We start from the raw sequence: 21,814 nt of genomic DNA, 5'->3' as shown, positions 1-21,814 counted from the left end.
CTCTCACCGGGGGCGACAATAGCCCCCTATGAAAACTCAATCTGTTTTTTGGCAACCGGCGCTGCAACGTTCTGGCGAAATAGTCGAAGGAACGGCAGATATCATGCAGGCGATTCATATCATCCTGCGGACACCCTGCGGCAGTGACCCACATCGGCCTGACTTTGGTAGCAATCTACACCTGTATCTCGATTATCCGATCGATCGTGCGATCCCGCATGTCGTCAGGGAATCGGTAGAGGCTATTAAACGATGGGAACCTCGCTGCCAGCTACTGGCGGTTAAACCTTCTGTGAATGGGGCTCACCTGACGCTGCTCGTTAGCTGGAAAACCGCTAATGGCGCGACACAGACCACGGAGTTGTTATGGCGCTGACAGAACCCAATTTTATTGAACGCGACGCGGCGAAGATTACCGCTGAAATGATCGCGAAATATGAAGCTGACTCAGGGAAAACACTCTATCCAGCACAGGCCGAACGCCTGTTGATTAACCTCTTTGCCTACCGGGAAACCTTATTGCGCAGCGCGGTCCAGGAAGCCGCTAAGCAGAACCTGGTTGCTTTTGCTCGCGCACCGATGCTGGATTATCTGGCAGAGCTTGTCGGTGTCTACCGTTTGGCCGCGCAGCCAGCGCGAGCAGAACTTCGCTTTACCCTTGAAACGCCACTAGTCAGCGATCTGCTGATTCCGGCAGGCACTCGCGTTAGCGCATCTGACAGCGTGATCTTCACGACTGACAGCGATGCGCTGCTGAGAGCGAACGGTAACGGCGTCACTGTACTGGCGACCTGTACCGAAAGCGGCGATGTTGGCAATGACTGGTTGCCAGCCCAGATCAGTACACTGCTGGATGAGATTGGCGACAGTGATTTAAGCGTCATCAATATCACCAAAAGCAGCGGCGGCTCCGCCGAAGAGGATGACGATCGTTTGCGAGAGCGTGTCCAACTGGCACCGGAATCGTTCAGCACGGCGGGATCGAAACTGGCATATCGCTTCCATGCGATGCGGGCGCACCAAAACATTGTTGATGTTGCGGTGATGTCGCCCGTACCGGGCGAGGTGGTGCTTTACCCCTTGCTTAGCACTGGTCTGCCGGACAACAGCCTGCTCTCGCTGGTGGAGAGTTTTTGCTCCGACGAACAGGTGCGCCCGTTGACGGATCTTGTCTCTGCCAAATCTCCCACTCAGATGGATTACGCAATTAACGCCAAATTGACGCTGTTTAACGGTGAACAGGCTGGCGTCGTTCAGGCTGCGGCGGAGAAAGCGGTTCAAGCCTGGGTTGAAACCCGTACCGCCACATTGGGGCGCGACATTGTTCCGAGCCAGATTATCGCCACGCTTTCCATCCCTGGCGTGTATCAGGTGGAGCTCGTTTCGCCGTCATTGATGGTGCTTGATGACAGTGAATGGGCGAACTGTACGGGTATCAATGTCAGCGTCGTCGGGGTGTCGAATGGCTGATTCACTACGACTGCTGCCACCGCCTCTGGCTGCCGACGCCCGCTTTCGCTCGCTGGCGGAGTTAGCCGACCGCTTCGATGATATCGATCTGAATACCTTGCTGGTTTATCTGATTGATATTGCAGACAGCAGCGCGTTGCCCTGGCTGGCAGAACAGTTCTCGTTGTTTGGCGACGGTTGGGAACTGGCGGAGTCGGATGACTCCAAACGGGCGTTGATCAAGGCCGCTATCGATCTACACCGTAGCAAAGGGACGCCCTGGAGCATTAAAGAGATCATCCGTCGCTTCGGCTTCGGCGACAGCACACTGATCGAGAACATTGGTCGCCTGAACTACGACGGCGAAACCACCTATAACAACCTTTATGTACACGGTGATAAAGCCGCGTGGGCTGTTTATCGCGTGCTGCTAAAACAACCCATTACCAACGATCAGGCCAGAATGTTGCGCAATGCCATTGGGATGTTTGCCCCGGCACGGTGTCATTTGGCCAGCATCGAATATTGGGAAGTGCCTATCCGCTACAACCGGACGGCAATATACGACAGTAACTACAATCATGGGAGCGCTTGAACATGGCGAATTTGTCAGAGAACCCACAATGGGTTGACGGCATTTACCAAATCGAAACGTCAGATCCGGTCGTGGGTGGACCGGACGGTGTTTCAAACCGGCAGGCTAAAGAGTTAGCCAGCCGTACCAGTTATTTGAAAAAAGAGCAGGAAAAAACGGGCAGCGATCTGGCGAAGCACACCGCCGCCGCTGACCCACATACGCAATATGCACCGAAGGAGAATCCTACCTTCACCGGCACACCGAAAGCGCCAACGCCTGCAATTGACAGCAATAGCCAGCAGGTGGCGACGACGGCATTTGTGAAGTCGGTTGGCGCGACGAAATTGGCTAAAGACCAAAATGGGGCAGATATTCAGGATAAAACCACGTTCTACAGTAATGTATTACAGCGTGGTACGTTGGGTAACGGTATGACCTTCGCCAGTTGTGATGAAGCAGGCGATTATGTTGTAGCGATATCCGATCCCAATAAAGTTTCTGACATGCCAGCGTATAAAGGGCAGAAATTGTATGGTTATGGCGTGCTGCATGTTTCTCAGCGCGATAATTTCGTCGGGCAGGAATATACCAACCATAGTGGAGATTATGCTTGGCGGCAAAAGTGGGATGATGGTGTTTATGCACCTTGGGTTGTTGCACTGAGTTCATCTCGTGTTCCGACAGCGACTGATGTTGGAGCATTACCTGAAAATGCGACGGCCCAGGCTGCAGTAAAATTTGCAACCCCCCGTACGATCAACGGCGTACCATTTGATGGCACGGCTAATATCACGCTGACTCCCGCAAACCTCGGTTTGGGCGAGGCCATGAACAAAGGGGAATTTGGGTGGGGAGGAAAAGCAGTTCCGTTACCATCTAACTCAAAGATTATTGATTATTTTAAGGCAGATAAACCATCGGGACTCTATTGGTGTAATACGACGATCGCAGACCGCCCGTTTGGGTTTAGCGACTGTTTGTTACTCTGGTCGGTTATTCAGCATAGTGATTTTTATGGGACACTCGTCGCGATATCTTTTACCCCGTCAGGGGATGATAGCCGTGTGCGTACAGCAACAATTAGTACAATCGATGGCTTGTGGGGCGAGTGGCAATATAGCTGGATGGGTTCCGAAAAAGGCGGAGTGGCGAATGCAGTAGGTGTTACTCCTTCAAAACCATCAAACGTGGATGAATATTTACATCAATTATCACAACAACAAGAAATGGGCAGTCGTACGTTTATTGGTGGAAATTGGAAATCACATATCTCCGTGAGACATCTGGGGGGTATTCCAGAGAATGGTGACAAGAACAATAGCCTGTATGGGTTTGCTATTATTGATGAAAATATGTTGTCGAATTCATATGACATTTCCATATACAAACAAAATAATGGTGAATGGCTTAATCCTGTACAGGTCTATCACTCAGGTAATAAACCCACTGCGTCGGATGTCGGTGCTATAACAAAAAAAGATGCCGATAATAATTATGTGCGGCAAGGCTCATCTGGTGTTATCTATCAAGGAGATGAACTGCCCTGGAACAGTCCTACTGGCGCCTATTTAAAGGATAATGACTCCCACTCATCCCTTATTTGGCATATGGGATTAAATACAGGGTCGGCATCATCGGCACAGTTTTATTTTGATTTCGCTAATGGTGGAATAAAATATCGCAGTTCCCGAGATAGTTCTGGCTTTGAAAAACCATGGGCGCGTATTTATAGCGATCAGGATAAACCAACTGCTACTGAAATTGGGGCGCTGACATCAACAGAAGCCGATTCTCGTTATTTAGGGAAAGGCAGTGGTGTTCAAGATATTCGTTTGGGCGCATTAAGCTCTGTTAATGCATGGCGTGGCCCAGGATTTTCAGATACTGCTGGGTATGTTATGACCGCAATTATAAATAATAATAGCGATGAGTACATTGATACTTTATCCCGCAGGCCGATTCAGAAATTAGTTAATGGCACATGGTTAACAGTAGAGGTTGTATAAAATGAATAACTTCATTAAATTTAGAAGGTATACGCCAGGAAATAAAAAGGAACTATCAAATTACAACGCAATATTTTTAGTCAGTGATTCAGGAGATGATTGGTATGAGTGCCAAAATAGTTTTTCAGAAAATACGCTAAAAATAATGTATGATGCGGATAATGTTGTTCGCTCTTTATCAAAAGATGTGTCATCATTTTTCCCTATCGAAATGAGTGTTGCAGAGATAACCGATTTTCCTGATGGTGTTGATATTAATGGAGGATGGGTTTTTGATGGGGAATCAATTATTCCGCGAGTGTACACCCAGGTTGAAAATATCGAAATGGCAGATAACAAAAAGAAATTTTTGTTGAGTCGCATTAACCAAGATGTCATCCCCCTGCAAGATGCAGTTGATTTAGGTATTGCAAGTGAAGAAGAAGAAAAAAAATTAAGTGCATGGAAGAAATATCGGGTGCTGTTGATGCGTCTTGATACGTCAAAAGCACCCGATATTGAATGGCCCGAAGAGCCTGTTAGTTAAATTATGCTAAGGATGGGATATCAGGAAAAACAAACTGTTCTGAATTAATATCAACTCGACTGAGCTGTAAGCGGTAATTTCTCCACGCTTTCAGCTCATTTTTTTCTTCTTCAGTTGCTAAATTTAGCTCAATAGCATCACTGAGAACCTGAATACGTTCACTTGCTTGAGACAACCTGGTATTAAGTTCTGATTTTTTATTTACGATTAATGTTTGACGTTGAGCTTCCAGATCGGTTACCCATTTTCCCATTTATCAAATTCAGAAGCTGGTACCAATAAGGTCTGGTTGGCTTGCAACTCTCCAATCTCTGTAACCTTCTGAGGTTGAGTGGTTTCCTTATTATAAACAGTCTGCCCACGGTAGTCAGATACATACTCCCACCGTTTTCCATCCACACTACGTCTTAGCGCCAAACCTGCCAAAGGAAGCTCAGGAACGTCAATATAGCTACCAGCGGGAATGCCTACACCAATAGGAAAATATTCATAATTTGCACTGATATATTTTTGACTTACTGGGTGAGCCTGATAAATAGTAATCCAACCCGCCTGAATGCTAAAACCTGATTCATTCATTCTTGCTGAGTTAACTTCAATAGAATAGTTTTTCATTATGCTGCTCTCACGATATAGTTGAATGCGATATTACGGACGCGGGTTTTAGTCACTCCGACCAAAGAATCTATATTATAATTTGAATGCCCTGGATCATCTCCCTATGCATATCTACGAGGACTTCCGCTTGTGCCATTTATATTGTTGTAATTATCAAAAACGATATAGTGAAGTGCATGATAATGAGATTTAAACAAATCTAACTGTAAGCTCAATATTGTGCGCCCACTGTCAATTTTGCGCCCATCATCCCAATCTCGAATAAACTCACTACGAAGGTCGGGTAATACTCTGGAGGGATACCCGCAGGTCGTTTTTTCTTTCATGTGATGAGTGCGCTAGCGGAGATGGAACGCGAACTAATTGTCGAACGCACGCGGGCTGGTCTTGATGCTGCTCGATTACAGGGACGCATCGGTGGACGAAAACGGCTGATGACGTCAGATGTGCTTGGTCGTGCCGAAGCGATGTTGGCGACAGGGGCTACGCGCTTTCAGGTGGCGAATGTCGTCGGTGTATCAGAAAAAACCATCTACAAGTACTTTCCCGTGCGGAGTACAGAGTAAGGATGGCATTCCTGCCGCTGGCTAAAAACGACGCAATAGCAATTTCCTCTGTGGCAGAGTGACCAGAACCGCACCAAACATGTTATTTTCATTGATAAGTTCTTTACTGCGTCGCCGAAAATAAGAGGCCAGCATGGATTACACCAAAATTATTAAAGAAGTTGGGCGCGGGAAGAATCATGCGCGTGACATCGATCAGACAACGGCTTATGAACTGTATAGCGCGATGCTGCGCGGTGACGTACCGGATCTGGAGCTCGGCGGGCTGTTGATTGCGTTTCGCATCAAAGGAGAATCCGAAACCGAGATGCTGGGTTTTTATCAGGCGATGGACGAGCATGTGCTGCGCCTGAATCCACCTGCAGGTTTTCCTATGCCAGTCGTCGTTCCTAGCTATAACGGGGCGCGGAGGCAGGCTAACCTGACGCCTCTGTTGGCGCTCCTGCTGGCAAAATTGGGTTTTCCGGTAGTCGTGCATGGCGTAAGCGACGATCCGACTCGTGTTACCACCGAAGAGATTTTACGTAACCTCGGCGTGACGATTGCGGAGAACGCGGAGCAGGCCCAGCAGGAGCTTGATAACGGTAGCCCGGTATTTATTCCTGTCTCTGTACTGTGTCCGGCCATCGATCGTCAGCTACAGCTACGCTGGCGTATGGGGGTGCGTAACAGTAGTCACACGCTAGCCAAGGTGGCGACACCATTTGGTGAAAACGAGGCACTGCGCATCGCCAGCGTTTCACACCCTGAATATGTTTCTCGTGTGGGAACGTTTTTTAACGATATCACTGGGCGTGCGCTTCTGATGCACGGCACGGAAGGGGAGGTTTATGCCAACCCGCAGCGCTGCCCAGAAATCCATTTTATCCATCAGCAACATACTAACGTGTTGCAACTTCGGCAGGATATCAGCATTGCGCCCGATGCCTTACCTATTGCGAAGGATGCCGCAACCACGGCGCGCTGGACGGTACAGTGTCTGATGGGTGAAATTGCCATACCACAGGCGATTCGTCTGCAACTTGCTTGCTGTTTGGTTGCTGCTGGTGAAGCAGCGACTATGGAACAGGCCGTTGCAACAATTAAGAAGCGCCTTGGCTGATTGGCCTGCCGGGGCGGATTCGGACGCGGATTACCGCGCCACTTCACACAGCCAAACGGCTGTCATTTGAAGAGAGAAGGAATAGCATGCAACAGGTAGCGGACTATTTTAGTGCATTGAATCGTGACTATCTTGCGGTTCATCAGGCGAAAGAAGAACTGTTTTGGCAACTGTATATGGGAACGGGAAACGATGAGGTGTCTGAGCGTTTCTCTGTCGCAGAGAGTGCGTATAAGCGCTTTATTTCGCAACCGCAGCGTTTGGCTGAGCTGCGAACCCACATTGCAACATTGGAGAATAGCCCGCGTGATGAGGACCAGGCGTTGTTACATGGCTTGCAGGGCTGGTATCGGTTTTTCGACTGTAATGTGATTGAAGATCCGCAGGCTCAGGCACTGATGGATGAGATTATTGCGGCCGAAAGTGCGCTATACGCCAAGCGTAAATCCTATGAGATGACGCATTTGGATGCTAAAGGAGAGCGCATTTCCGCCTCGCTCGGGGAACTATTGACCAATCAGGCGACTAATGACACTGAAGCCTATCGTCAAAGTTCTCAGCAGGCGCTGCGTTCCCTCGAACAGTGGCTGTTGCAGAATGGTTTCCCTGAGCTGGTTTCGCTACGTAACCGCTTTGCTCGTCAGATGGGCTACCGAAACTATTTTGACTATAAGGTTAACAAAACGGAAAGGATGACGCCGGAGCAGCTTTTTGCCATCCTCGATCCTTTCGAAGAACAAACCCGTGAAGCGAATGCCCGCAGCCTGAAAAATCTGGCGGATGAAAAGGGCGAAGATGCGCTGCAGCCGTGGAATATTCGCTATGCCAGCGCGGGGGATGTGACGCGCCAGCTCGATCCATATTTCCCTTTCTCTGCGTCGCTGGAACGGTGGATCAACAGTTTTAAGCGTTTGCGTATCGGGTTTAACGGTGCAGAAATGCAGCTCGATTTGCTGGTGCGCAAAGGTAAATATGAGAACGGCTTTATGCACGGCCCGGTACCACCGTTTGTGCAGGAAGGAACATGGGTTCCGGCACGGATTAATTTCACCAGTCTGGCAAAACCGGACCAAATCGGTAGCGGTGCCAGCGGTATTAATACGCTGTTCCATGAAGGTGGACACGCCGCGCATTTTGCCAATATTAAGCAGAATGCTCCCTGTTTTTCGCAGGAGTTTCCGCCAACCTCGATGGCCTATGCCGAAACACAATCCATGTTTTGCGACAGCCTGTTGGGCGATGCTGACTGGTTAAAACGCTATGCAAAGAATGCGCAGGGAGAGACGATTCCTGATGAGTTGATCCGTGCGGATATCAGTACTCAGCAGCCGATGCGAGCCTTCAATGATCGACACATCCTGCTGGTGCCGTATTTTGAGTGGCAACTCTATTCGTGGGATGACGAGGCGCGCACGCCGGAAGCGATGACCAAACTGGCACGCGACACCGAGCAGCATATTCTGGGGACCAGCGGTAGCCCGCGCCCAACGTTGGCGATCCCGCACCTGCTGTCTATGGAATCAGCGTGTTCTTATCAGGGCTATCTGCTGGCGTTGATGGCGGTGGAGCAGACACGGAGCTATTTCCTGCAACGCGACGGGTATCTGACGGATAACCCGGCTATCGGCCCCGATCTGGCGCAGCACTATTGGTTGCCGGGTAATAGCGTAAGCCATGACGATACTCTGCGTAGTCTGACGGGGGAAGGATTCAATCCCGCCTATCTGGCACAGGCTTGTAATCTAACGGTGGAAGAAGCCTGGGAACAGGCGGAAAGCACGATGGCGCATGCCGCTAGTCGTCCTCAGCCAGCCGCAGATTTCGATCTGTCTGCCCGAATTCGCGTGGTCGATGGCAGCCGTATACTGGCAGATAATGAACTCGGGGATGAGAAAATGTGCAAGGATTTTGCAGCGTTTATTGAGCGTGAATATCCACATTCGTAAGCGTAGCGTTTGCTAGCCTAGGGTAGTAAGAATAAGAAAAGGGGGCAAAAGCCCCCTTGTTGATCAGGATACGTGTTGCAGGAATTCACGCAGGCGATCGCTGGGTGGATTCGTAATCAGCGTTTCCGGGTCGCCATCTTCTGCGATGCGGCCTTTATCAATAAAGATCAGGCGTGAAGCCACTTTGTGTGCAAAGCCCACTTCGTGGGTGACGATCACCATTGTCATGCCTTCCTCGGCCAGATCTTTCATTACTGTCAGCACTTCATGACGCAGTTCTGGATCGAGTGCAGACGTCGGTTCATCAAACAGCATCAGCTTCGGTTTGACGGCTAGCGCACGGGCGATTGCCACGCGTTGCTGCTGACCACCGGAAAGCTCGGAAGGGTAATGATGTGCGCGTTCTGACAGACCTACTTTCGCCAACAATTCCAGCGCCAGTTTCTCAGCATCGGCTTTGCTTGCACCGCGTACCCGAATCGGGCCAAACGCGACGTTTTCCAGCGCGGTAAGGTGCGGGAACAGATAAAACTGCTGAAACACCATCCCTGCTTCCTGACGGATCAAACGCTCATCAACGCGAGGATCGTTCACTTTGAGGCCGTCAACAATCAATTCACCGCTGGTAATCTCTTCCAGTTTATTGATGCAGCGTAGCAGTGTGGATTTACCCGAGCCTGAAGGCCCGATGATGACCACAACCTCACCCTGACCGATGGTGAGATCGATATCATGTAAGACTTGTGTCTTGCCAAAGTGTTTGGATACGTTTTTAAATTCAATCATATAATCTTAAGTCTTCTTTCCAGACGACGCAGAATAAAGCTGAGGATCAGCGTGATGCACAGGTAAATAATGGCAACCGCAGTCCAGATTTCCAGCGCACGGAAGTTGCCCGCGATGATTTCCTGACCCGAACGCGTGAGTTCAGCCACGCCGATGACAATAAACAGTGAGGTATCTTTGATGCTGATGATCCACTGGTTACCCAGCGGTGGCAGCATACGGCGCAGGGCGAGTGGGGCAATTACATGACGTAACGTCGCGCTGCGAGATAGCCCAAGAGCCAGACCCGCTTCACGGAAGCCGTTATGAATTGACAATACCGAGCCACGGGTAATTTCCGCGATATAAGCACCGGAGTTAATCATGATGGTCACCACGGCGGCGGCAAAAGGGTCAATTCGTACGGACGTGAAAATCATCGGCAAGGCAAAGTAAATAAACATCACCTGTACAACAATTGGGGTACCGCGAATAATTTCGATAAAAACGAGCGAAATGCGGCTGGAAAACCAGCCGCCGTAGGCGCGGGCAAAACCCGCGACAACGCCAATCACCAGGCCGCCAAGCAGACCCAGAACAGAAATCAACAACGTCATTTTTGCCCCTTCCATTAGGAGGGGCAGAGAAGGCCAAATGGCACTCCAGTCAAACTGCATGGAATATCTCCAGATTAAATCGGCAATTACTTAGGTTCTACGCCAAACCACTTCTTGTAGATTTCAGCATAAGTGCCGTTTTCACGCAGTGTTTTCAGGGCACCGTTCACTTTTTCACGCAGCTCGTTGCTGCCTTTCGGGAACGCGATGCCGTATTGCTGGGCTTTAATAGAATCACCTACCGCTTTAAACTGGCCGTTGCCTGCGGTTTTGATGAAGTAGAGAATGTTTGGCGTATCGTGCAGCACAGCGTCAGCACGGTTGGTGCCCAGTTCCATATAGGCATTATCGATATTTGGGAACTGGCGCAGATCTTTGGTTTTGATATTGGCTTTCGCGTAATCAACGGAGCCGGTTCCACTCTTCACCGCAACCACTTTACCGGTCAAGTCCTGCTCGCCTTTGATGTCGTTGTTGTCCGCTTTAACCATCACCAGCAGACCGCTGTTGTAGTAACCGTCAGAGAAATCGATTGCTTTTTTACGCTCGTCGGTAATGGTTATGCCTGCGAGCGCCAGATCGATGTTACGCGTTTGCAGGGCAGGAATAATGCCGCCGAAGTCCATTGGCTTCAGGGTGTACTTCAGGTTGAGCTGTTTCGCGATAGCATCCCAGAGGTCGATGTCAAAACCGACGTACTTGTCGCCTTGTTTGAATTCAAAAGGGACGAAAGCGGTGTCTGTTGCGACAATCAATTCTTTCTCAGCGGCAAAGCTGGATACGCTCATCATCAGCGTCAATGCAGCCAAAGAGGCCTTAAGTAGTGATTTCATCAAATCCTTCCTATTTAGCAGTTGTGGGAGCTTTTTGTTTTACAGGCGTTTTAAGCATAGTACGAAAGTGGCACCCGTTAGAACATTAGGTCAGTTATCATACGTTGTGCTTAACCTGTTGTTTTTATTTTATTACCTTGCAGGCGGTGAAATTTTCATCTCCGATTCGCTAAGGTAAGGCGCTGTTATGATTAACTGATTTACACGAGGGAAACAACCGTTGATTAGCGTTATGGCCAATTAATGGAGGCAAAAGCTAATTTTTTGAGCGTATTAACGGATAAAATGCGTAGTTTGTGCAGATCGAACGAAGGAGAAGGGAATCTGACTGGATTTTTCGATGAGTAAAAAGGCTGCCTAAGCAGCCTTGAAAGCATTCGCGGGACGATAACGTCGATTATTCAATGTTTGATTCAATGAACCACAAGAACTGATCCAGATCGCGTGATGCAGCGGTCAGAATATCCGCAGAAGCTTCATCTTCCGTTTTACCAATGGCCTGACGTACGTTGTTAGCGACAATCGCATAACGTTCGGCCAGTGCTTTCAGATGATCCTGGACGCTATGGATAGTGGTTGGGTAGCTTTTCAGCGAGGTTTGTTTACCCACAATTTGCACGGTACCCAGCGCCACACCGCCTATCTGCACTACGCGTTCAGCGATAGTATCCTGATGGTCAATAATCGAGGTGCGGAAGCCATCCAGCATTTCATGAACGGCGATAAAGTTTGCACCGCGCATGTTCCAGTGTGCTTGTTTGGTAATCAACGATAGGTCAATGAAATCAACAACCAGTTGGTTTAACAGCGCGATCGTCGAGGTCTTAACGCTATCGTCCAAATCATTGCGAGTGTAAAGCAGTTCGGACGGTGCTGATTTCACGAGTTTGGCGGTAGACATAATAGTTATCCTCTCTTTAATTATTCATATACACGTCATACTTCAAGTTGCATGTGCGTTGGCTTCGCTACTTGGCACACTTACGTGAACCTCACCTTAGCGGACCAACGCTTTGCGTTGTTCAAAACGCTAACGTTTTGTCCTGAAACTCGAATTATTTAGTGCATAACTTTACTGTTTAACGTGACTAATTATAGCAGTGGTGAAAATTAATATTGAAAAGAATTACCTATCAAATGAATAGCTATAGCATAACGATATTGTGGTTATTTGTGGTCAGGATTTATCTGATATCAATAATGTGGGAATAGTGATGCAAGGGAAATATTTTAATTGTCTCTGCAACAATATCAAACATATTGATAAATATCATTACTTCTTGGGTGGGAATGGTTATTATCCTCCAGTTTTCTCTTGAAAATATTATGCGTTATTAAAGGACGTCATGAATAATGAGAATCAATATTATTGGTACCAGTGGAAGTGGAAAATCTACCCTCGCTCGTCGTTTGTCTGAAACGTTGGATATGCCCTACGTTGAAATGGATGCATTATTTTGGTTAAGCAACTGGCAAGGAAGAACGGATGACGATTTCTTTCAACGGCTTGAAAACGCAATCGAACCAGATAGTTGGGTGTTGGATGGCAACTATAATCGAACCCGCGACATTAAATGGCGAAATGTAGATGTCGTAATTTGGGTTGATTACTGCTTCACTCGTACGCTTTTTCAAGCGGTGAGACGCGCCTATCTTCGGGCATGGCACAAAGAGGAGCTTTGGATAGGTACAGGTAATAAAGAGTCTTTTCTCCGCAGTTTCTTCAGTCGGGAGTCGATTATAATCTGGACAATAAAAACTTATTCAAGAAATCGGAAGCGGTATTTGGCAGATTTAGCTGATCCTCGCTATCGCCATATCCACTTTATTACTCTGCGTTCTCCTCGGGAATGTGAAACCTTTCTGCAACACTTTCCCAAGGAAATACGCACTTATTCTGTTTGAGTCGTCACTTTGACCGTACCCGCTGGTTTTATTGTTAACGTTGCGCCTATTGATGCAATGATAATAAACATCAGCGCCATCCACTGTATAAATGCTAGATGTTCACCAAGGAAAAGGATCCCGGATAGGGCGGCAATCGCGGGCTCCATGCTCATTAGCGTGCTGAACGTTCTGGCGGGTAAGCGGGTTAGCGCCACCATTTCCAGAGAATAGGGGAGCGCGGTGGACAGAATGGCAACGGCAATGCCGAGTGGGAGTATAGAGAACGAAAACAGCGTGCTCTCCGCGTAATATGCACCGATAGGGCAGAAGATCAGAGCCGCAATGCAGGATCCAATGGCGACGGTTCCTGGCCCATGGTTTGCACCTGCTTTTTGCCCAAATAGAATATAGAGCGCCCAGCAGGCACCTGCGCCCACGGCGCAAGCGGCGCCCGTCAAATCAGCATTGCCGATATTATTGCCCAGCGGTAATAAGAACCATAGCCCGGTAACAGCCAGAAAAACCCATAGGAAATCAAGAGGTCTGCGTGAGGCTAACATGGCAACGGCAAGCGGGCCGGTGAATTCCAGTGCAACAGCAATGCCGAGTGGCACAGTCTGCAATGAAAGGTAGAACAGAAAGTTCATCCCGCCCAGCGTAATGCCATAAACTAGCAGCGGCAGGCGGTTGCTGCCAAAGCGCATACGCCATGGCTTGAAGATGATGCACAGAATGATCGTACCAATTCCCAGACGTAATGCCGTAACGCCAGTGGCCCCGATGAGTGGAAACAGGCTTTTGGCCAGAGCGGCCCCGCTTTGGATAGAAAGCATCGAAATAATGATGAGCAATACGGGGACGAATGATGACGAACGGTAGGAAAATAAGGTCATTCTTTTGGCCTTAAAGCAGGTATAACATTCCGTTGCTATTATATCCAATTGTAAACAATTTGTCTGGTATGAATTGACTTTTATTGACCTTTATTTACGGAACATTTAACTGGTGTGTTTCTACTCAATACCATTAGCATACAAACTGAGCGGTGAATTCAGAATTGTCTGTTTTACCGCCGTGTGGTGAATTTATTTTTAATCTAACTGTCACAATAAAAAATTCAATGTAATTATGATGATAGATTGGTTTTGACAATATTTGTTACATCTAAAGTCCAATTGATAAATATTTATAGGGCGGCAAGTTCCAAACTTCTTTGTTATATTTACTGCGTTAGTTAGTCTTTCATAAAATGAATTTGAGGCTGTAAATATGAAAAAAATCGCGTGTCTTTCAGCTCTGGCTTGTGTATTAGCCGTTGGCGCAGGTTCTGCATTTGCTGGTCAAAGTACTGTAACTGCAGGTTATGCTCAAGGTGATGCTCAGGGCGTACAAAATAAAGTTAAAGGCTTTAACCTGAAATATCGTTATGAGCAAGATAATAACCCACTGGGCGTTATTAGCTCATTCACCTACCTGGAAAAAAATGGTAGTGATAACGGCTTCTATAACAAAGGCCAGTACATGGGCTTCACCGCTGGTCCTGCTTACCGTCTGAATGACTGGGCAAGCCTGTACGGCGTTGTTGGTTTCAGCCATGGTAAAGTAACAAGCAACAACACCAATGGTCAGGATAACGCCAGCAATGACGATTATGGCTTCACCTATGGTGCTGGTGTTCAGTTCAACCCAATCCAAGACGTTGCTCTGGATGTTGGTTACGAACAAAGCCGTATCCGCAGTGTTGACGTTGGTGCTTGGGCCGTTGGCGTAGGTTACCGCTTCTAATCTAACCCTGTAGGGTTTCTGCCCTCAGTGTTGGTGTTAGCTGTGTCGAAAGAATCCGCTCTTTTTAGGGCGGATTTTTTTATGGCTATTAGCTAAGCCAGCACCGAATTTATCCAGTAATTTTCCAGCCGAACGATACCCGGTCGTTCTTGCCACCATGGATCTGCGGTACCTACTCTGTCATAATATTTTATCTTGACGTTAAGATTCTTTATGTGAAGATAATGATAATCAGACAGCAGTGACTTGCTCAAGCTATTGAGGTTATAAATGGTAGTGACATCAACGGCCCGCACGCGGGCTTTTCTATTCTTCACCATTATTCTATTGGGATTGAATTTACGCCCTGTTCTGGCGGGCATTGGTCCATTGCTGAATCAGATTCAGGCCGCTACAGGTCTGGATGACAGCATGGCGGGAATGTTAACCACGCTTCCTGTGTTCGCTATGGGTTGGTGCGCGTTATATGGCGGCCAGTTGCAGGCGCGCCTTGGCGAATATCGCGGAATCACGCTGGGCATTGTGGTGATCGCTCTGGCGTGTAGTGCCCGCTGGTGGCTGAATAGCGGCATTGCCCTGTTAGTTAGCGCTGCGCTTGCTGGGATAGGGATTGCCTTGATTCAGGCGCTAGTGCCGTCGTTTATCAAACTTCATTTTGGTCGCCATAGCAGCCTCCTGATGGGCTTTTATACCACCGCGATTATGACTGGCGCGGCGTTTGCCGCTTCATCTGTTTCTCCGCTGGCAAATGCGTGGGGCTGGCAAAGTGCGCTGGCATGCTGGGGGATTGTGGCATTAATTGCAACGGTGGCCTGGCGATGTATCCCTAAAGCGTATACCGCGAAGCAGAATGCGACGACTATCGTAGCCACGCGCCGAACGGGAATGGATTGGCTGCTGATGGTGTTCTTTGGCATTGGGACGGGCGCATATACTTTGGTCCTGGCATGGCTGCCGCCGTATTATATGCAATTAGGACTAGATGCGACACAAAGCGGCCTGATGTTGGGCGGATTAACGCTGACGGAAGTGATTTCTGGCCTGTTGGTGTCAACGTTCATCAACCGTTTTCCCGACCGGCGCAAACTGCTGCTTCCTATCCTGCTCGTGATGCTGGTGGGGATGATCGGGCTGATCGTCGCTCCGCTGACGTTTACGTACCCCATCATTATCATGCTAGGAATTGGGATTGGGGCGCTGTTTCCACTGTCACTAATCGTGGCGTTGGATCAGGTGACTGAGCCACATAAAACCGGTTCACTGATGGGTTTTGTTCAGGGCGGTGGCTATATTCTTGCCAGCCTGATGCCGCTACTTGCCGGGCTTATACGCCAGCATACGGCTGGATTGGAACAAGCCTGGATGATTATGACCGCTGGTGTCATCGTATTGATTATCATGGCGACTCGCTTTGCTCCATTGAAGAACTCGAGTCGTTAAGTCCGTGATTTTTCGTTGTAAGCGAGCGGAGCGCCGCTCGCTATTATGTATCAGTCGGTGGGCGATAGCGCCATAGCCAGCGCCCGCTCATCAGGCGGCGGTAATAGAAGAACCCGCGCACAATCCAGTCAAAGAACATTCCCATCCACACGCCGATCACCCCAAAGCCGAGCATCACGCCGAGGATGTACCCCGCGATAACACGACATCCCCACATGCCTGCCATCGCTACCCACATAGTGTAACTGGCGTCTTTCGCACCTTTTAATCCGGCGGGGAGCACCCAGGATGCGGCCCAGATTGGCATAAAGAGCGCGTTGAGCCACAGAAGATGTTTTGCCACGTCGATAACTTCCGGCTCGTTGGTGTAAAACGACGCCAAAAAGCTGGCGCTGGGAACCGACAGTATGGCAAGCACACAGAGCCCAATATTGGACAGCCAGAAGATGTGCTTCAACTGTCGGGTAGATTGCATAATCTGGCCTTTCCCTAGCCGTGTGCCAACGATAATTGTAGCTGCTGCACCGAGCGAATTACCGGGAAGGTTGATCAACGTTGAGATGGAGAAAGCAATAAAATTTCCGGCAATCACTTCGGTCCCCATGCCTGCCACAAAGCGTTGAGTGATCAGTTTACCGATGTTAAACATCACGGACTCAATGCTGGCGGGAATACCGATACTGAGCACTTCATAGAGAATCGACAGGGTGAAAGGTGCAAAGTAAGACTTGAAAGGAATGCGCAACGCACCGTTAAAACCGTGCATCAGCGTCAGAATTACGAGTATTGCGCCGATATACCGTGAAATGGTAATACCAATGCCTGCACCGATAAAACCGAGTCCGTCCCAGGAGAGGGCTCCGTAAATTAGCAGACTGCTGATGGCAATATTGAGGATATTCATCCCGATGTTGATGACCATTGGCAATTTGGTTTTACCTGCGCCCCGCAATGCGCCGCAGCCGACTAACGCGATGGCGACGGCAGGATATCCCCACACTGTCCAGCGAAGAAACGTGAGAGCAAGCGCTTTAACCTGTTCGTCGGCCTGTCCTGCGATCAGATCGATAATCGCTGAACCGGCGAATTCAACCAGAACAACTAACAGAAATGAGGACAGAACGAGTAATGACATCGATTGGCGAGCAGCAGAGCGTGCCTGCTTTCTATTGCGTTGCCCTAGACTGAAGGCGACAACAACGGCTGTCCCCAAGGCGACAGCGGTAAAGAAGGCGATAATAACCATATTGAAGCTGTCAGCCAGGCCGACGGCTGCCATGGCTTCTTTCCCCAGCCAACTGACAAGAAAGGTACTGAAAACCCCCATTAGCACGACGCAGAGGCCTTCAATAAAGATAGGGAAGGCTAGCGGTGAGATTTCTCTCCAGAAGAGAACGCGGTTGGAGTAACGCTTTTTATACCAGTCTGTATCTTTTAATTTTTTCATGAAACGGTCTTGGATAGATCTCAAGTTTCCCAGTAGGTGCGGTAAACAGAGCCACAAGAGGGCTCGCAAATAGCATTATTTTGCACCGTATTTATTCATACAGTGACTTATCCATACCGTTACTGATCCATTTTGTACGATCGCGCAGCATGGCTGTTTTTTAAAATGGCGTTCCTATTTACAGAGTATCAGCCGCCAAATCGATGTCCAGCTTGGAGTGCTTTCCTTGCATGGAAAGTTGTTGCACGTAGCTATTATTTAATTTAGATTTTACTTAATTAGAATAATCTAAATTAATGATGGCACGCATACAAGCTGCGATATCACCTTCATTGCCGACTGAACGACGCATTATGACGGAATTCAGTGGCTCAAAAGAGGATCACGATCATGTCAACACCACTTGCCATTTCACCCGCCCAGGCTCGAAAACTGCTAGATGAAGGCGCGGTTCTGATCGATATTCGCCAGCCAGAAGAGTACGCCCGCGAACACATTGCACAGGCGAGGTTACACCCGCTGAATTCCTCGGATGGGTATTCCCTTTTTGAAGTGGATAGGGAAGGGAAGGTTGTGATTTTTCATTGTTTGTCTGGCATGCGCTCAGAACAGAATGCTGAGATTCTGGCGCAGTCTGTGTTTCCAGCAACGGCTTTTTTACTTAATGGTGGAATGACTGCCTGGAAAAAGGCGGGTTTTCCAACAGAAATCAATAATAAACAACCAATTGAGTTAGTACGGCAGGTTCAAATCGCCGCTGGCGTACTGATTCTGAGTGGTGTATTACTGGGTTACAGCGTAAACAGCACGTTCTTCCTGCTCTCTGGTTTTGTCGGAGCAGGGTTGTTGTTTGCTGGAATGACGGGTTTTTGCGGCATGGCAAGGCTGTTAATGAAAATGCCGTGGAACCGTGGTGCTAAACGCTGATTTGCCGGGATAGTAAGCGGAGTGTTAACCAACAACGTTAAAGAATAGGGGCAGTAATATGGATATGAAGAACATTCCGTTTGGTACGACTGATTGGTCACAAATCGAACCCACTGAGCATAAAGGGGAATCGGGTATCGCATATTGGCGGACACAGCGTTTTGATAATATTCGAGTCCGTATTGTTGAATATACACCTGGCTATTTGGCCGATCACTGGTGCTCAAAAGGGCATATCCTGCTATGTCTTGAGGGTGAACTCCACACTGAATTAGACGACGGTCGTGTTTTTGTGCTCAAGCCGGGAATGAGCTATCAGGTCGCGGATAACGCGGAAGCTCACCGCTCCTATACTGAAACGGGCGCTAAACTGTTTGTTGTCGATTGATGTCAGGGGGCTAGTTCGGAATCACAGAGATTAGCCCTCGATTTTCGTTAGCCCATCCTATCTAGGTTCGCGTTCGTCGAACCAGGCAAATCACCAGTAAAAATCGCGCTACGCCATGTCCCCAGTTTGGTACTGTAGGAACATGCAGTTATGCCGCATTGTGAGCGTTATGACATAAGTAGATTAGCCAATCTGTCGAGATGGGGGAGGATCGTCTGTATAGAAACTCAAAGTCTTGATAGGGAAGATAAGTGACTCGTTTCTAAACCTGCTGTTGACATTACCATATGACCATGCAATTGGTATGGTTAATTAGCGTGCCGGGTATATTATCTACACTATTCAGGAGTGACGATTGTGTCCATCAGAATTGAACTTGCAGAACCGATGGAAGTGCTGAGTCTTCGAGTCGTTGGCCCTTACTACGAGAAAATCCCGCAGGGATTTGATGAAATACTCTCGTGGGCAAGGGAGCATCATCTTACCATCGACAAATCACTGGCATTTTACTGGGATGACCCAAGTAAAGTGGAGGCAGATAAATTACGGGCAGATGTGGCAATTACCTGTAAAGAGATACCGTCAACATTATCAGAAGACGCGGAAATACGTAGGGAAATCATTCCCGGAGGGCTTTATGCCGTAACGCACACCATCGTTGAGAATGGTGATTTTGCGAAAGCATGGACCGATTTTTATAAAGCCATTAGCAGCCAGGGATACCGACCAGCAGGCGATATCTGTTATGAAAGCTATTTGTGCGATGGAAGTAGCGGCAACTGGGAAATTGAAATATGGCAGTCTGTTGAATCTGTTGGCTCGAGCGGAAAAAAATAAAGTTTTAACTCAATGAAATGTATTAATTACTTTTCATTTGAATATAACTCGCTGAGTTATTTGATATCCATATTATCCTAATTATTGTTTTTTCATCAATAATCTTAAACGTTTACTAACGATCATGTTATTTATTACTGGTTGTCAGAACTAATCGTTTTCTAACATGAAACACTACCAGATCACATTCGAGAAAACATGACTATCTTCGCCGATTATACCAGTCACAGAACTTCCCAAAGATAAGCATTAGGATGATTGCAATAACCAAATGATAGACCTTCTCGCTCCAAGGTGCATATCCAACAAAGACAATATAGCAAATCCAGAAAAAACAAAGCGTCAGCAGTAAAAATCCTAACTGGTAGGATAAAAATAATAAAATTTTCTTAATGGCTTTAAGCATGAGATTTAATCTTTTTTCCTACTTTATCAATCAATGCGTTAAACATGTTATCGGCATATACTCTTTTTACTTTTAGTGATTCCATAATCGGCTCTACCTTATCAGTCAGTTCATCCAGATCTGCTTCGGTTATTGTTATTCCGTTCATGAGTGACAAGGTTACTTAGCTGCAATTGTAGTGTAATAGACGAATGGGCGGAACACATTCCTATTATATTAATATACTGCTATCTATTTGATGTAAATTAATCTTGTTAGAGATAGTCGTTATTGAACTCACCATGGTTGCAGATATGCTCACGTTTCAACAGAAAGATAAAATGTGAAAGCGATTACCAGAGACCAAAATATTGGCTTTCAGGTTTAGATAGCTTTTATGTCGTGAATAGCTCAAGGAATTTGTAGCGAAAGAAGGTATCATCTATGCCACTCGCTTAAAGAATTATCTGGTCAAGAATTGAGCGCGAGAGATGATGGATCGCAGGCGTTATTTTTATGATTAACTTATTATATGAGGGACTATGAACAGAAATATTTTTCCAGATGATTTTCTAGAACAACTTAGCAAAATAACGATTAAAGAAATCCCTGAACCTAACTTCTTTGATGTAGGTGGATGTGGGTATTTGGAAAACCCTACATCAGATTTAATGGTATTGTTTATGGGGGGACATGAAAAAGTAACGCCGTGGTTGTTGAAGGCATTATTAAAAGTGTTAAAAGTAGATGTTGAGGGTATGGATTTTTCGTCGCTCACTGCCGAAAGGGAAGTTGTCTGTAAAGACGGTGAGAGAATCGATATTTTAATAAGGCATGACAGATTTATAATAGGTATAGAGAATAAAATCATATCCGGAATTAACAATCCGTTTGATAAGTATGAAGAACGAATTAAAGAATACATTGATAATAATCAGGATGTATATAAGTGTATCCTCAAACCTTCATGGAATAAAAGCTCAGTAAATAATGACTGGGAAATTATTACCTATACAGAGTTAGCTGAGATGGCGATTTCTCTTTTTGGCCAGGATATGATTAATGAACCATTAAGTAAGTGGTTGATTTTCTACAAGGAATTACTGTCCCATCTATCTGCGTTGAGCGAGGAAAAAATGAGTAATTTATTGAATAATGAACAGTCTGATTTTATCTCGGAAAATTTCGGAAAACTCATAAAAGCTAAGCAACTGTTAGATTCGTTTGAAAATGATATCTATCAGGAAGGCAGGAGTGTCGTTGCAAAAATACTTCCTGACAGCAATATCACCAAGAGTATAAATAACTGGGATGAGGATTATAAAGCATTACATTTCATGCCTAGTGTGTGGGGGGATGGAAGTACGTATATGACTTTGGTGTATAGACCAGAGAGCAATGGGGATGGAATTGAATTTTATGTCAATTCTGAAATTAATAAAAATCAATATCCTGATATAGCCTATCTCAAGGAGGAGGTAGAAAAGAGCATAGCCAATAATGATTTCATACCGAGTGCAAGTAATGAAGATTATGCTGTCACTCTCTTGAAAAATGGAACCCATCTTTCTCTCAGTTTCTGGGGACCATCGAAAGATAAGAAGGGAGCAATGACGTTGCTGCATGATATGACGGTATGGGTGAATGAAAAAATAAAATCGACTTTGTAAGAACAAGGTCTTTACCCAATATGGGTTACCTTAACTCCAAAAT

Annotated in this window: 22 protein-coding genes and 1 pseudogene; 15 read left to right on the top strand and 8 right to left on the bottom strand. The window is 47.1% G+C overall.

The window, feature by feature from the left end; translation table 11 throughout:
• The first annotated feature begins 28 nt into the window (after positions 1 to 28).
• From CLR69_RS07700 to CLR69_RS07675, 5 genes are read left to right on the top strand one after another with little or no spacing between them, the layout of a single operon-like run.
• Entirely contained in the window at positions 29 to 376 is a 348-nt protein-coding gene (locus CLR69_RS07700) for a GPW/gp25 family protein (protein WP_129704230.1), read from the top strand.
• A complete protein-coding gene (locus tag CLR69_RS07695; protein ID WP_129713170.1) occupies positions 367 to 1,470 on the top strand; it encodes a baseplate assembly protein in 1,104 nt (367 codons plus the stop codon). Before CLR69_RS07700 ends, CLR69_RS07695 begins: the two co-directional genes overlap by 10 nt.
• Positions 1,463 to 2,044, top strand: coding sequence for a phage tail protein I (locus tag CLR69_RS07690; protein WP_129704235.1), 582 nt, complete (start codon positions 1,463 to 1,465; stop codon positions 2,042 to 2,044). Before CLR69_RS07695 ends, CLR69_RS07690 begins: the two co-directional genes overlap by 8 nt.
• A 2-nt stretch (positions 2,045 to 2,046) precedes the next feature.
• Entirely contained in the window at positions 2,047 to 4,032 is a 1,986-nt protein-coding gene (locus tag CLR69_RS23145; RefSeq protein WP_242451569.1) for a hypothetical protein, read from the top strand.
• Between the two features lies 1 nt (position 4,033).
• The gene (locus CLR69_RS07675) at positions 4,034 to 4,558 is read left to right on the top strand and encodes a tail fiber assembly protein (protein ID WP_129704237.1); all 525 of its coding nucleotides are present in this window, start codon (positions 4,034 to 4,036) and stop codon (positions 4,556 to 4,558) included.
• Position 4,559: 1 nt separating this feature from the next.
• Here the strand turns inward: CLR69_RS07675 and CLR69_RS23140 are convergent, their stop codons facing one another.
• A complete protein-coding gene (locus tag CLR69_RS23140) occupies positions 4,560 to 4,811 on the bottom strand; it encodes a tail fiber assembly protein (RefSeq protein WP_242451568.1) in 252 nt (83 codons plus the stop codon).
• On the bottom strand, positions 4,796 to 5,173 hold the full coding sequence (locus tag CLR69_RS23135) for a hypothetical protein (RefSeq protein ID WP_242451567.1): 378 nt from the start codon (positions 5,171 to 5,173) through the stop codon (positions 4,796 to 4,798). Before CLR69_RS23135 ends, CLR69_RS23140 begins: the two co-directional genes overlap by 16 nt.
• Positions 5,174 to 5,484: 311 nt before the next feature.
• Between CLR69_RS23135 and CLR69_RS07660 the strand changes: the two are divergent.
• The 3 genes and pseudogenes from CLR69_RS07660 to CLR69_RS07650 form a co-directional block, all read left to right on the top strand.
• Positions 5,485 to 5,742, top strand: a pseudogene (locus CLR69_RS07660) (recombinase family protein); the annotation flags it as partial.
• A 133-nt stretch (positions 5,743 to 5,875) separates the two neighbouring features.
• Positions 5,876 to 6,844 (top strand): DNA-binding protein YbiB, encoded by a 969-nt coding sequence (gene ybiB, locus CLR69_RS07655; protein WP_129713169.1) that lies wholly within the window; start codon positions 5,876 to 5,878, stop codon positions 6,842 to 6,844.
• Between the two features lie 86 nt (positions 6,845 to 6,930).
• A complete protein-coding gene (locus CLR69_RS07650; protein ID WP_129713168.1) occupies positions 6,931 to 8,790 on the top strand; it encodes a M3 family metallopeptidase in 1,860 nt (619 codons plus the stop codon).
• Between the two features lie 63 nt (positions 8,791 to 8,853).
• Here the strand turns inward: CLR69_RS07650 and glnQ are convergent, their stop codons facing one another.
• The 4 genes from glnQ to dps all read right to left on the bottom strand — a co-directional run bounded on the left by glnQ (position 8,854) and on the right by dps (position 11,906).
• Entirely contained in the window at positions 8,854 to 9,576 is a 723-nt protein-coding gene (gene glnQ / locus CLR69_RS07645) for a glutamine ABC transporter ATP-binding protein GlnQ (RefSeq protein ID WP_129704245.1), read from the bottom strand.
• A complete protein-coding gene (gene glnP / locus CLR69_RS07640) occupies positions 9,573 to 10,232 on the bottom strand; it encodes a glutamine ABC transporter permease GlnP (protein WP_010294864.1) in 660 nt (219 codons plus the stop codon). The genes glnQ and glnP overlap by 4 nt, the downstream gene beginning before the upstream one ends.
• A gap of 26 nt (positions 10,233 to 10,258) precedes the next feature.
• Complete coding sequence (glnH, locus tag CLR69_RS07635; RefSeq protein WP_129713167.1) at positions 10,259 to 11,005, bottom strand: glutamine ABC transporter substrate-binding protein GlnH; 747 nt, start codon at positions 11,003 to 11,005, stop codon at positions 10,259 to 10,261.
• A gap of 397 nt (positions 11,006 to 11,402) precedes the next feature.
• A complete protein-coding gene (gene dps, locus CLR69_RS07630) occupies positions 11,403 to 11,906 on the bottom strand; it encodes a DNA starvation/stationary phase protection protein Dps (RefSeq protein WP_011094302.1) in 504 nt (167 codons plus the stop codon).
• A 452-nt stretch (positions 11,907 to 12,358) separates the two neighbouring features.
• Here dps and CLR69_RS07625 point away from each other — a divergent pair, with 452 nt between their 5' ends.
• Entirely contained in the window at positions 12,359 to 12,910 is a 552-nt protein-coding gene (locus CLR69_RS07625) for an AAA family ATPase (RefSeq protein ID WP_129713166.1), read from the top strand.
• Here CLR69_RS07625 and rhtA read toward each other — a convergent pair.
• The gene (gene rhtA, locus CLR69_RS07620) at positions 12,898 to 13,785 is read right to left on the bottom strand and encodes a threonine/homoserine exporter RhtA (protein ID WP_129713165.1); all 888 of its coding nucleotides are present in this window, start codon (positions 13,783 to 13,785) and stop codon (positions 12,898 to 12,900) included. The two genes, CLR69_RS07625 and rhtA, sit on opposite strands and share 13 nt — an antisense overlap.
• 376 nt (positions 13,786 to 14,161) lie before the next feature.
• Between rhtA and ompX the strand changes: the two genes are divergently transcribed.
• The gene (gene ompX, locus CLR69_RS07615) at positions 14,162 to 14,677 is read left to right on the top strand and encodes an outer membrane protein OmpX (RefSeq protein WP_129713164.1); all 516 of its coding nucleotides are present in this window, start codon (positions 14,162 to 14,164) and stop codon (positions 14,675 to 14,677) included.
• A gap of 270 nt (positions 14,678 to 14,947) precedes the next feature.
• Positions 14,948 to 16,117, top strand: a complete 1,170-nt coding sequence (locus tag CLR69_RS07610; protein ID WP_129713163.1) for an MFS transporter — start codon at positions 14,948 to 14,950, stop codon at positions 16,115 to 16,117.
• A 43-nt stretch (positions 16,118 to 16,160) separates the two neighbouring features.
• On the opposite strand, the gene CLR69_RS07605 is transcribed toward CLR69_RS07610, so the two are convergent.
• Positions 16,161 to 17,564, bottom strand: coding sequence for an EmmdR/YeeO family multidrug/toxin efflux MATE transporter (locus CLR69_RS07605; protein ID WP_129713162.1), 1,404 nt, complete (start codon positions 17,562 to 17,564; stop codon positions 16,161 to 16,163).
• Positions 17,565 to 17,954: 390 nt separating this feature from the next.
• Here CLR69_RS07605 and CLR69_RS07600 point away from each other — a divergent pair, with 390 nt between their 5' ends.
• The 4 genes from CLR69_RS07600 to CLR69_RS07580 all read left to right on the top strand — a co-directional run bounded on the left by CLR69_RS07600 (position 17,955) and on the right by CLR69_RS07580 (position 21,771).
• The gene (locus CLR69_RS07600; protein ID WP_129704259.1) at positions 17,955 to 18,491 is read left to right on the top strand and encodes a rhodanese family protein; all 537 of its coding nucleotides are present in this window, start codon (positions 17,955 to 17,957) and stop codon (positions 18,489 to 18,491) included.
• A 58-nt stretch (positions 18,492 to 18,549) separates the two neighbouring features.
• Positions 18,550 to 18,879: a DHCW motif cupin fold protein gene (locus CLR69_RS07595; RefSeq protein ID WP_129713161.1), complete on the top strand. Its 330-nt coding sequence runs from the start codon at positions 18,550 to 18,552 to the stop codon at positions 18,877 to 18,879.
• A 357-nt stretch (positions 18,880 to 19,236) separates the two neighbouring features.
• Positions 19,237 to 19,716, top strand: a complete 480-nt coding sequence (locus CLR69_RS07590; RefSeq protein ID WP_129713160.1) for a GyrI-like domain-containing protein — start codon at positions 19,237 to 19,239, stop codon at positions 19,714 to 19,716.
• Positions 19,717 to 20,643: 927 nt separating this feature from the next.
• Positions 20,644 to 21,771 (top strand): PD-(D/E)XK nuclease family protein, encoded by a 1,128-nt coding sequence (locus tag CLR69_RS07580; RefSeq protein ID WP_129711512.1) that lies wholly within the window; start codon positions 20,644 to 20,646, stop codon positions 21,769 to 21,771.
• Positions 21,772 to 21,814: the final 43 nt, after the last annotated feature.

The organism is Pectobacterium zantedeschiae, assembly GCF_004137795.1.
Lineage (GTDB): Bacteria > Pseudomonadota > Gammaproteobacteria > Enterobacterales > Enterobacteriaceae > Pectobacterium > Pectobacterium zantedeschiae.
Note: the sequence above shows the minus strand (reverse complement) of the source record. Positions and strands in the feature narration are given on the sequence as shown.